Here is a 12047-nt window from a genome sequence, read left to right as displayed (position 1 = left end):
AATTAGCTAACCGTAATCTGCGGCAGGCTTGTTATCAGAACACACCCGCAGGCCGCTCGACAGCCGTCAACGGCGACAAACTTACCGCCGGTCATCCAAACCGGTGAACCCTCAACAATAGAATTAACGCCGTGCCCTTCTCGCGGGCAGCTCACCAGATCGCCCACCCGAGCGACGGCTTTACCGTCAATAATGATGGTCGACGTTGCGGTAATCACTTCTCCACCGTGTGAAGTACGATCGCCCAGACGAATTAGCCCATTAGACATATTCAACGTCCTTTGCGACATAGCCCATGCGAGACTGAGCCATATTCCATTCGTCTTGACACTGGTTACGCAACACGTAAAAGCGCAGCAGAAAAGTAACAAGCGCTAAAATAGCTGAGGCTACTGCAAACCCCACAATCCACCAGCCAAAGCGTGCAAGCCCGCCATAGGCATCAGTAAACAAAATGAACCCAAGCAGGGAGGACACAATACCCATCACACTGTAGCAGTAACCCATCGCAGATGGGCCATAGGAGGAGTTGTCCGGCGCTTTCGAAGGAGCCTGACTAATCTGTACACACCCAACGTTCTCCCCCGTTTTTTGCACAATCAGGCTATTCGCCGCCTGACGTCTGGCAGACTCTACAGCACAAACCACACCGCACCAGATATGGACAGGAGAAATATTCCCAAGGCAAACATTCATTGAAGTAATAGAGGAAATGCTGCGCTTAGGTGAAGCGCTGGCCACCCTTTCAATCAATAGCTTTGACGTTTTATCGTCCAGATTGGCGGTCCACAGGTGAATATTCTCACTGCCCTTTACCTGCTCCACCGCAAGAAAGTCGGTGAGCGACCTGTTCAGCTCGCTTTCCATTGCTTTTAACGGACGGAAAAGATACACGTCGTTCTCTTTCACCCCACGACCGTCGTCGGCATTGAGTAAAAGGCTTACAGCGCCATCCGTTTTGTCAGAAGTCACGCCGCGGTGAAAATCGACCATAACAATCAGGTGGCACTCAGACGGGCTCTCTTCCTGCCACTCGTAAACCGTCTGATAGTCGGGAACCTCAGTCAGAAAATGAATATCTTCCATTCGAATCGCCCTGAGCTGATAGCGTTCAAGCGTTTGCCGTAACGCGCTTCGCGCAATCACCTCAGATTCAGAAGAATAAAAATGCAGAGTAAGCGGCTTTTGAACCCCGCCGATCTCGTCAAGCATCGGCTCAATCAGTTTATTTAAAATAAACGACAGGCTGTACTGATGAAGCGCATCTTGCGGAACCCCCTTCAGTGTCATAGCCGTATTTGGATTCAGCGACATATCGCTGGAAGAACCAAGTATCCTGTCAGTAAGATCTTCAACGGGAATATATTGAGAGCAGGCGGTAATCCGTATCGACGCTCGTCCCCAGTATTGCCACTCACTCTTTTTCACCTCAATAAAGGCCGAGCGGAAACTGTAACTCTCCCACTTCGTTATGTACGACTGAATAACAAGCATGACGACAGCCATTCCGCAGAACGCTGACGGCAGTACAAAGCCCTTTAGCAATACCGCATCACTCGGCAGCGAGGCTCCCTCAGCCATTAAGTACGTCAGGATGCCAAACAGTAAAAAAGAAATCACAAATGCCGCAGGGTAAAGCCACCAGTGCGGCGGTGTCGGCTCTTTTTCTTCAGGCAAAACAGTACGAGTCCATTGCATATTGGCAGCCTATGTTTAGATTATTTATTGGGATCGCATCGCATGTGCGTCCAGCCCTTGTAGTCTTTTACTTCAGGGACGGACGTGGGCATATTCTGAAAATTAGGATGGTCGCGATAAATTAGACGAGGGATCGCATTCAATGCCATATATCTTAATCCCCACCTGTCGCCAAATGGCTTAGAGCTTAAATAAATATATCCCTGCTTGGTTTGAATAAATCCCTGATCGTTGACAACGGTGAAGGACAGTACGTCATCGGGTAATGGTTCAAAACCTTTATACATTTCAGCCCCCCCCCCTGGCGCATAACTAACTATTTCAAAATTCTGTCCATAGTCTCGAGAAACATAAAAAAAAGAAGCATCATAATCGGTAATAGCAATATAGCGTTCAGACGGATGAATATAGGGTTTTAAAAACAACCGAAAAGAGCTAGATGTTACCTCAGTCTTAATATTTCTTTTATTATCAACATACCAGACTACCCCTTGGCAACGATGGCCTACTAACACCAAATAGCGATGATCGTCATAACGGTAAACAATTTGCTTGGAAAGAGCCGGATATACAGACGGCGTTAATGCCACCGTTAGTAATAAAAGCATTAGAACACGTTGAATCAAAATCATAACTTATTATTCCGTTTAAATTGGGGAAGAGGGATATCCCACTGGCTTGGCCCCTTAGCATCAAATAGATTTACTACACCGGGTGGTAAATCTTTATAAGGCTTATTCATTAATTCTTTTATTTTTTGGGCAAAATTCCCGTTTGATAATACGTTGTTACTTTAGGGAGTGGATTATCAGGATGTCTCCAATCCGCCATCCTAAGCAAATCCAGCCAAAATCGCCCTCCGTTTAATGTATATGCATTACAATCCCCAATCGCTAAATCATACGTAAACGCCTTTTGCGGCACGTCCTTATTGAGCATGATCGACGAGTGCTGGCTAATGGAAACCGTAGTGTTTTCAGCCTGCGCCTTTATCTCTTCGGCTGTTTTAATGCGGGTAACAATCAGCTGGTTGTACTCTCCTACCCTGACTGAAGAGATAACATTTCCGCCGCCAAACATTCGGCCGTTCAGCATTCGGATATCTTTTTTAGACAGAATATCGCCAACTCGATACGCTTTCGTGCTTAGGTAGTCCGGTTTTATCATGGTTTCAACCAGCTTGATGTCATCGCGGGCAATGGCCGACATCGTTAACCCCATGTCAGATTGACCAAGCTTCGCCTTACGCACCATAAGCTCAAAATCAAACTGTTCCGGCAAGATCTCTCCCGTGACTTTTACCCGCCGATCACCAAACTCGGCGTTTTCAAACGCCGTCGCCGTCGTCGCCCGCACTTTTCTCTTATGCGAATAGGCGCCTATCGCAATATTGGCGTCGACGTCATAATAGGGGAGTGAAAATACGTACTCCCCGTTTCCCACCGGGTGCCCTTGGTAAAAAACCCGCTGCTTAAAATTATCCCCCAGCCTGTTCATCACATCATCAGGGACGCCCTGCCAACCCATTCCCTGAACCGGCTTTAATGATACTGTCTGGTCGTTAGGGCAAAAATAGTTATACACCTTACCGAAATTATTACGGCTATATTCCGGTCTGTCCCATTTGTGTGCCGCGCCTTCCAGACATTGGCCCAGAACGCCGCTTTTGATTAATACCTCAGCGGTATAGTCATAGGTTTGTCGGCTGTCGCGCATCATTTGGCAGAAGCTGACCAGCGTATCAACCCGAGCCTGTTCCGTTTGCTGAAATCCCGGCTGCCAGTTTTCCATCATCGTCGGCTCCAGCGCGTAAGGAGAATGGTTTAGGATTACGCAGTCAGCAGGCCTTATGTTTTCTTTTTTTACAATAAAATTGGCTAACATAGAGACTATCGTCCCCTGACTATGAGCAATAATATTTATCGCATCATTGGCCGTCTCTGGCCGAGTGCGTATGGCAATGATTAAGTCCGCCAGACGCTGAGCGGCAAACACTTGATAAATCCGGTGGCTGTTATCATAAATTGGGTGACTGTAGTCGCCGCCATTCGCAAGGCTGTTGCGGGAGTACCACTTTGCCAAATACAGCGCTATGCCTCCACTGCCAGGCCCATACATGTCGGGAATATTGGTCGTAGCATTGGCAAACAGCCCGCCGTTTTTAATCTTGTTACTATCCAGATAGTTAAAAAACTGATCGGTGTAGCTATAGTTGCACGCGCCGTCATTTAACGACTCTTCCCTAACGTAAGCATCGTAGGGTAAGTCCACCTCGGAATAGTCAGGTGGACAAACGCTGCCGGAACTCACATCCCCTTCCATCTGATCCAGCCTACATTGCTCACTGCCCTGATATATCTGAAACAGTTCGTTATAGTAACGTCGGTCGTCTTTGAGATACTCTTCCTTATCCACCGGCCTATACCCCCAATAGAACGGAATAATCGGCGACTTCCCGACAATATCAACACACTGCCCATCCTCCACCATAGAGGGCTTTGCATTGCGAATATCCTGAGCGATAAAGTCTTTCCAAACGTGCGGCGACAGATCCTTACGATTTAACCGCTCGTTTAACCCGGCACAAATCCCCGTATCCTGATTCCCGTATGCCTCTCCGATATCGTTGACACCGTGCACCAAAATCACAATACAGGGCATCGGCATACTCAGCGGTACAGGTTGAGCGTTAAACGGCTCTCCGCAGCGCTTATTTACGCCAACGGTAGTCACCTCACCGTTTGATGCGCTGTTTTCCGTCGTTTGCGCGTTGTCAGCCATTTCTCACCACCTCCAGCACCTCAATTCTGACCTGTTCCAACTCATCCATCTCCAGCAGCGGTGACTCGCCGTTTTCGTCGCTAACGCCTTCTTCTACAGAGCCGTCTGCACGGTAGACCCTGAATCGACGATTGGCGATAACCTGTTCAGGAGAGCCCTCCACGTGCAGGCGAAACTTGCGCACAAACTCGCCTTTCTGAAACGAGGGCATTACCCCGTTAACGCTTTCGCCAGCCAGATGATTTAACGCAGGGGACTTATGCTCAATGCGCTTTGGCGCAATGATTTCAACCACGCCGTTGCGGATGCGAACGCCCGCGCCGCCGGACATTAAAAGCAGCTCTTTACGCGCATGGATGACCATCTTGCCATCCACGGCGGTGATGAACATATTCTTCATCGACGTCAGCTCCATCTCGTCATCCTGCGCCTGAATCTGTACGCGGCCGGAAGCGGCAATCAGCTTGATGCCTAGCTTCTGTACAAACAGCGACAGCATTTCCCCCGCTGCCAGCGTAAACTTCTTGAAGGCGCTGACGGCGACGTCCTGCCCGCTGGTTACGATCACGTTTTCACCGGCGGAAATCTGCTGGCTTTTAGGCGTTAAAGAAGCGACGCCTTCGTCGCCATAGAGCGCCACCCCTGCTGCATTCAAGCTATCAATGGTCATTTGCAGCGCTTCTTGTTTATCCAACGGCGACATCACCGCCTCGGCCACCTCCGCCGCGCCGGACAGTCCTCTGGCAATCGCCAGCGCCTCTTCCAGCTGTTTGATAACAGAAGACATATCGCGCTGCGCGCCCTGCGCTTTTTTCTGCGGCTCTGTGGTGATTTGAATGCCTTTCTCGGCTCTTATCGCCCCCCACTCATCCGTCCGCAGCTCAAACCCTTGCCCCCTCAGCGATCGCTCGGCGTCCACCAGGTGGCCCATATTCAGCTGAGTCTTGCCATACTCGGTGGCGACTTTGATATGCTCCTTGCCCCGCTCGTCATCCATCCGCAATTTATTGTTAGCAGGCGTACGTATCACGTTGCGCTTGTGGTTGATGGCGGTGACCAGCTCCGGGTGACGGGAGTCGTGCATAGCGTGGGAAATATAGGGGCGGTCGGGGTTGCCGCCGGTAAAGGCGATGGCAACTTCGGTGCCGTCAATCAGCGGGAAGTGCAGGCCGTAAGTATCGCCCGCGTAGACCGACGCCCGGCGCATCCACAGGCTTTCTTCGCCCTTGCGCCAGCTGTCGTTCAGGTCAAAATCCATCTTCACCCGGTAGCGGCCGTGGCTGTCCATGTAGCCATACTGGTCGTTGTCCGGACTGGTGACTCTCGCAGGCAGTGTGCCGCCGATATTCGGCCACGCCAGCAGCGCAGGACGGTAGGGACGCAGCGCGTCGTAGGGGATACCGGTAAACGTCAGCTGGTAGGCCTGACTTCTGTCGCCAATGCTCTCCACCGACACAATCAGAATGCCGCCGCCCGCTTCCGCTATCGGCGAACCGTTCACCGTAAGTATTTGACCCGGAGCGAGGTGCGCCAGCGTGGTCTTGCCGCTGATGGTTATCTGCTCGGTCATCAGCCGCTGATGGCACAGCTTGCCGTACCACGCGCCCTGACCGACGCCTTCCGGCTCTTGGCTTTCTTCACCGCCTTCGCCGCTCTCATCACCAAAGCCGAATTTGTTCAGCAGTTCTTTAGCCTGCCCCCTTGCCGCACCGCCAAAGCCGTCCAGCACGTTGCCAAAGCCGTCCAGCACGTTGCCAAACTGCCCCAGCAGGTCGTCCTGCTCGTTGCCGCTCTGTACCACCTCCCCCCGGTCACGGTAGTGTTCGGCGTACAGATAGTGCTGCCCGCGGGTGGTGGCATCCTTCTTCTGTTCGTTGACGTCTGACTTCATGCCCGACAGGGCTGCCCGGTAGTTGTAGTCCTGCGTAATAACGCTCTGCGGCACCGTCTTACGGGCGACTGACATGTCCCACACCGCCTCCAGCCCGCCGTCGTTGTTGCCGGTCGGCTGACGGTAGCTGGCCTGCGGGCCGTCCTGATACTGCTGCACCGAGTCGCCGAACACCACTACGTCGCAGCCGTGCTCCGCGTGGCTCTCAAAGCGGAACCAGATGCCTGAATCGGCCAGTAAGCGGCGGATAAACGTCAGGTCACTCTCTTCCCACTGGGTCAGGTACTCTTTAACCGGGTAGGTCTCTGCCAGCTCAAAGCGGAAGTCTACACCCGTCAGTTCATGCTTACGCAGCACCTCTTCCACCACCTGCGGCACCGTCTGGTTTTGGTAAATGGCGTTACCGCGGGTGTTGTCTAGCAGCTGTAGGCGTGGACTGACCGTCACTTCATACAGGGCTTCGTCGCCGGAAGTGGACAGCTGGCTGAACGACGTCACAATGCCGTACAGAGCGCGGGTTTCACCAAACTCGCCGCCGCCGCTCATCCCCAACGCACTGGTAACAAACGCGCTCCGACCAACAGATCTCACAATGCCGTTAATCGAAAAACCACCTAGAGGAGCATTAAACGCCTGACCAACTTTATCGCTGAACATCCCGCCGAAAGCGTTAAATGCCGACATCAGCCCGCGACTTAGTCCCAACGTTGAGTTTATTAGGTCGCTGATACCGCCCGGCGCCAGTGCAATCGCGGCACGCTGGCTTAACACCTGCTGCATAGACAACTCATGTGGAGCAGTAAACTGCACCGAGAAACGCCACGGCTCACTTAAGTGCTCATGCCCCTGAATGCGTAAGATAGACAGTCGAGATCTGACGCCGTCTATGCCCAACTGATAGCGATTCATACCGTCCGACACGGGCGTTGCCCTACCGACACCGCCGCCTGAATTTTCATCTCCACCGCCAAACAGCCCATCCAGCCCGTAAGCCAACATCTGCTTGTCCAAAAACGCCTTACCTTTGCCTATTAGCTGTTCCTTCATTAGCACCTCATAAAAACGACATTTCATATGATGTGTTCATTAAGCGCCCTGCAAAAAATCGCTCCGCGGCACCCGGCTGGACATTCTTCAGTAATGATTTAGACAACAAATTAATAATTTCAAAATAAAAATATACCCATTGTTATTATATAATTATCAAGAGTATGTCACTTTTTCGATGCCTCTCTAATTTTCAGAGAAAAATCGTTTCGGAAGATGAAGTTATAGCGATATTTACTCGTTATTTTATCTGCTGAAATAGAGCGGGTAGCTAGAAATGAATGTCAAGAAAAGGGCTAAAATAGAGAGGGATTCACCGTTAAAGAAATGTCACGCAAGTGAAAATGTTGCGTAAAGAATCTTCCCTTCTGTTAAAATTGATCTTTAATCAATGTATCAGAACGTCGATTTCTACTGAGGATCAGACAATGAAAACATTGATTGCAACCGTTGTACTCGTCGCCGCTTCCGCACTGACCTTAACGGGCTGTGCTAACCCTTACGGCGGCAGTAACCAGAATAACACTCAGGCCGCCAACGTAGGCGTGGGTGCCGGGGTGGGGGCGGTCGTCGGCGCGGGTGTAGGCGCGCTGTCTTCGTCTCATAAAGATTACAAGAAAGGCGCCCTTATCGGTGCCGCTGCGGGTGCCGCAGTCGGCGCTGCGTCTGGCGCGATTCTGGGCAGTAGCTCAAACCAGTAATGCGTAAGGAATAAACATGAAAAGATCGACAATTGCGCTTGCCGCCATGCTGAGCGGCGCGCTGGCTCTCTCAGGATGTACTACTAACCCCTATACCGGCGAATCTCAGGCTGGGAAAGCGGGCATTGGTGCAGGTATCGGCGCGGTCGTTGGCGCTGGCGTAGGGGCACTTTCTTCTTCCAAGAAAGATCGCGGCAAGGGTGCCGCTATTGGTGCCGCTGCGGGTGCCATCTTAGGCGCCGGAGCGGGCTACTATATGGATGTTCAGGAAGCCAAGCTGCGTGAGAAAATGGCGGGCACCGGCGTCAGCGTAACGCGCAACGGCGATCAGATTATCCTGAACATGCCTGACAACGTGACGTTCGATACTGGCAGCAGCTCGATGAAGCCTGCTGGGGCGAACACGCTGGTTGGCGTAGCGATGGTGCTAAAAGAGTATGAGAAAACCGCGGTTAACGTCGTCGGCCATACTGACAGCACAGGCTCCCGTGAAACCAACATGCGGCTTTCTCAGCAGCGCGCCGACAGCGTTGCCAGCGCGTTGATTACACAGGGCGTCTCCGCTAGCCGCGTTCGCACCATGGGTGTCGGCCCAGATCAGCCGATTGCCTCCAACAGCACTGAACAGGGCAAGGCACAGAACCGCCGCGTGACGATTACACTCAGCCCGCTGTAATATTCATTCATTACACATAGCGCCGACAGCCCTCTGTCGGCGTTTTTATTGACTGAAGAACGTTACTCCTTCTCCACTTCATAGAGCCTGGACATAAGCTCCCCTTCTTCACCAAGGGTAGTTAGGTCGCCGTCAATATCCAGCCAGCATCGGTATTTTCTCTTTTCCGGTTCATCCAGATAGTATCCACACCGCGAATAAACCCCCTGCAAATCGAAAACGTCTCCCGTCGGGGACTGTACCGAAAGCATAAACTCAAACGCCACGCCGGAGCGAACCAGAATCACCTGCTTGGCATCCTCACTCTCGCGCCGTCCTCCCGTCAGCCACTGCGGTTTTGACGTCGCCTGAAAAGAAAGCAGACGCGAACCGACCACTGACTGACAGAGCAGTGATTCAATGTCCGATCTTATTGTCGGAAAGGGTTCGTTAGCCAGCCATTTGAACATGTGTTCGGTATCCAAAAGCAGGGAAAAGTCGTCCATTGAGCATTCCAACCAGTTCTAGTGAAAGAGAGTGACATCATTGCAGAATCACATTTAAAAGCTATTCTATTTCCACGGAAAGAGAACCTCCGCGCTGAAAAAACAGTCATATTCCGCCTGTTTTATATGCTATTGTTTACTATTACCTTCCTGCCCTATTTCCTGTGTCCCATTCCATGAGGAGACGCCATGAAACCCTCGATCGTTTGTTATAAAAAGCTGCCCGACGAACTCAAACAAAAACTGGAAAAGCGCTTTACCGTAACGGCCTTTGACGCCGTAAACGACGACAACTTCCCCGAATTTCTGGCTGCGCTAGAACATGCCGAAGGCCTGATCGGGTCAGGATTAACCCTCGATCGGGCTCTGCTGCAAAGGGCTCCGAGACTAAGAGCCGTTTCCACTATTTCCGCGGGCTACGACAACTTTGACGTCGAGGCGCTCACCGAGAGAAAAATCCCGCTGATGCACACCCCCGGCGCGCTAACCGATACTGTCGCCGATACCATCATGGCGCTGGTGCTGGCCAGCGGCAGGCGCATCGTTAACGTCGCCGAGCGGGTAAAAGCGGGCGAATGGCAGGACAGCGTCGATGAAAGCTGGTTTGGCGTTGACGTTCACCATAAAACTATGGGCATCATCGGGATGGGCAGGATCGGCAGCGCTCTGGCCCAGCGCGCGCGCTTTGGCTTCAACATGAAAATTGTTTACCACACGCGTACCCGCAACGCCGAAGCGGAAGATCGGTTTGACGCTATCTATATGGATCTGGACAAGCTGATGTCCACCGCCGATTACGTCTGTCTGATCCTGCCTCTTTCACCGCAAACCTATCACCTGATCGACGCTGAGAAGCTGGCGTTGATGAAGCCTGACGCCTACTTTATCAATGCGGGGCGCGGTCCGGTTGTCGATGAAGCGGCACTGATTGAGGCGCTACAGCAGAAAAAAATTGCCGGAGCCGGGCTGGACGTTTTTGAACAGGAGCCACTGCCTGTCGATTCACCGCTGCTGTCGATGCCTAACGTTGTCGCCGTTCCACACATTGGTTCCGCAACGTTTGAAGCGCGCTATGCCATGGCCAAAACGGCAGTGGAGAACCTGATCGCCGCCATGACCGACAGCATTGACGGCAACTGCGTCAATCCGCAGATAATCCGCTGACGCACGAAGGTCGCTTGGCTGAGCTCGCACTTGATGCAGCTCGGCTAAGCGGGACTTTTTTTCACAGCACGATTGCGTACAATTTAGTCTCTTGCGATAGCGATCCCTTTACGGATGGAGTCGATAACCCGCAATATCACCAGATAAAAACCAAAATGCAGCATTTACGCTAAGCCAACGCGTTCTCGCGTCCCGTTGCACCCTTTACCGTCTATCGGTTATCGTTATCGGCTATGTTTTTTCATTCTGACTTTTAGCGTACTCCCATGACTTTTTCCTCTTTCGGCAGTAAGTTCACCCGCTTTTCCGGTATTACCCAGCTAATGAGCGATTTAAACGACGGCCTGCGCACGCCGGGCGCTATCATGCTCGGAGGCGGCAACCCTGCACAAATCCCCGCCATGCAGCGATATTTCGAAGGGCTCTGTGCCGATCTGCTCAAAGAAGGAAAGCTAACGGAATCGCTGTGTAACTACGACGGCCCACAGGGAAAAGACGCCTTTCTCAACGCGCTGGCCGATCTGCTCAGCAAAACGCTGGGCTGGCCGATTAGCGCAAAAAATATCGCCTTGACCAACGGCAGCCAGAGCGCCTTTTTCTACCTGTTTAACCTGTTTGCTGGCCACCGCCCGGACGGGGCGGTCAAGAAGGTGCTATTCCCAATGGCGCCGGAATATGTCGGCTATGCGGACGTTGGCCTTGAAGACGACCTGCTGGTTTCTTACAAGCCGACGATCGAACTGCTGGAAGACGGCATGTTCAAGTACCACGTTGACTTCGACAGTCTGCAAGTGGGTGATGATATCGGCCTGATGTGCGTTTCCCGCCCCACCAACCCAACCGGTAACGTGCTGACGGATGAAGAACTAACTCGCCTCGACGCCATCGCCAACGAAAAAGGGGTACCGCTAATTATCGATAACGCCTACGGCGTGCCGTTTCCCGGCATCATATTTAGTGAGGCAACACCGCTTTGGAACCCCAACACGATTTTGTGCATGAGCCTGTCCAAGCTCGGCCTACCGGGCACGCGCTGCGGTATTGTTATCGCCAATGAAGAAATTATTTCTGCGCTGGGCAACCTGAACGGCATTATCAGCCTGGCTCCCGGCAGCGTCGGCCCAGCTCTGGCGCTGGAGATGATTCAGCGCGGCGATCTGCTTAAGCTATCGGAACAGGTCATCGGGCCGTTTTATCAGGCCAGAGTAGAGCAAACCCTCGATATCCTTCGCCGCTACCTGTCACCGGAACGCTGCCTGATCCACAAACCGGAGGGGGCTATCTTCCTGTGGCTGTGGTTTAAAGACCTGCCCATTACCAGCCAGACGCTTTATGAACGCCTGAAGGCGCGCGGCGTTCTGATGGTGCCCGGGCACCACTTTTTCCCCGGTCTGGAACAGGGCTGGCCGCATACCCAGCAGTGCATGCGCATGAACTACGTTCCCGCACCAGAGCTGATAGAAAAGGGCATCGCCATCCTGGCGGAAGAGATCGAGCGCGCTCACGCCGAAGGGTAGTGCAGCTTAAAAGAATATCCTCCGGCATAGCCGGTAATGCCAGTCAGTTAAGCAACTGACTGGCATTAAAGCCAAAAGGCTTTGCTT

The 12047-nt window shown here is 52.3% G+C and carries 10 protein-coding genes; 4 read left to right on the top strand and 6 right to left on the bottom strand.

Annotated features, from left to right (window positions below; all coding sequences use genetic code 11):
• Window positions 1-2 precede the first annotated feature (2 nt).
• The 5 genes from DQM29_RS00115 to DQM29_RS00095 all read right to left on the bottom strand — a co-directional run bounded on the left by DQM29_RS00115 (window position 3) and on the right by DQM29_RS00095 (window position 7417).
• The gene (locus DQM29_RS00115; protein ID WP_111738740.1) at window positions 3-269 is read right to left on the bottom strand and encodes a PAAR domain-containing protein; all 267 of its coding nucleotides are present in this window, start codon (window positions 267-269) and stop codon (window positions 3-5) included.
• On the bottom strand, window positions 262-1698 hold the full coding sequence (locus DQM29_RS00110; RefSeq protein WP_111738739.1) for a hypothetical protein: 1437 nt from the start codon (window positions 1696-1698) through the stop codon (window positions 262-264). Before DQM29_RS00110 ends, DQM29_RS00115 begins: the two co-directional genes overlap by 8 nt.
• Before the next feature lie 20 nt (window positions 1699-1718).
• Window positions 1719-2330, bottom strand: a complete 612-nt coding sequence (locus tag DQM29_RS00105) for a T6SS immunity protein Tli3 family protein (RefSeq protein ID WP_232054837.1) — start codon at window positions 2328-2330, stop codon at window positions 1719-1721.
• A gap of 118 nt (window positions 2331-2448) precedes the next feature.
• A complete protein-coding gene (locus tag DQM29_RS00100; protein ID WP_111738738.1) occupies window positions 2449-4479 on the bottom strand; it encodes a T6SS effector phospholipase Tle3 domain-containing protein in 2031 nt (676 codons plus the stop codon).
• Entirely contained in the window at window positions 4472-7417 is a 2946-nt protein-coding gene (locus tag DQM29_RS00095) for a DUF2345 domain-containing protein (protein WP_170126458.1), read from the bottom strand. Before DQM29_RS00095 ends, DQM29_RS00100 begins: the two co-directional genes overlap by 8 nt.
• A 428-nt stretch (window positions 7418-7845) precedes the next feature.
• On the opposite strand from DQM29_RS00095, the gene DQM29_RS00090 reads away from it, so the two are divergent.
• Entirely contained in the window at window positions 7846-8118 is a 273-nt protein-coding gene (locus tag DQM29_RS00090; protein WP_111738736.1) for a glycine zipper 2TM domain-containing protein, read from the top strand.
• A gap of 16 nt (window positions 8119-8134) precedes the next feature.
• Entirely contained in the window at window positions 8135-8794 is a 660-nt protein-coding gene (locus DQM29_RS00085) for an OmpA family lipoprotein (protein WP_111738735.1), read from the top strand.
• A 62-nt stretch (window positions 8795-8856) separates the two neighbouring features.
• On the opposite strand, the gene DQM29_RS00080 is transcribed toward DQM29_RS00085, so the two are convergent.
• A complete protein-coding gene (locus tag DQM29_RS00080; RefSeq protein WP_111738734.1) occupies window positions 8857-9279 on the bottom strand; it encodes a hypothetical protein in 423 nt (140 codons plus the stop codon).
• Between the two features lie 189 nt (window positions 9280-9468).
• On the opposite strand from DQM29_RS00080, the gene ghrB reads away from it, so the two are divergent.
• Together ghrB and DQM29_RS00070 are read left to right on the top strand one after the other, a co-directional pair.
• Window positions 9469-10443 (top strand): glyoxylate/hydroxypyruvate reductase GhrB, encoded by a 975-nt coding sequence (gene ghrB / locus DQM29_RS00075; RefSeq protein ID WP_111738733.1) that lies wholly within the window; start codon window positions 9469-9471, stop codon window positions 10441-10443.
• Between the two features lie 266 nt (window positions 10444-10709).
• The gene (locus DQM29_RS00070; protein ID WP_111738732.1) at window positions 10710-11960 is read left to right on the top strand and encodes a valine--pyruvate transaminase; all 1251 of its coding nucleotides are present in this window, start codon (window positions 10710-10712) and stop codon (window positions 11958-11960) included.
• Window positions 11961-12047 lie beyond the last annotated feature (87 nt).

This window comes from Leminorella richardii, assembly GCF_900478135.1.
GTDB lineage: Bacteria > Pseudomonadota > Gammaproteobacteria > Enterobacterales > Enterobacteriaceae > Leminorella > Leminorella richardii.
Note: the sequence above shows the minus strand (reverse complement) of the source record. Positions and strands in the feature narration are given on the sequence as shown.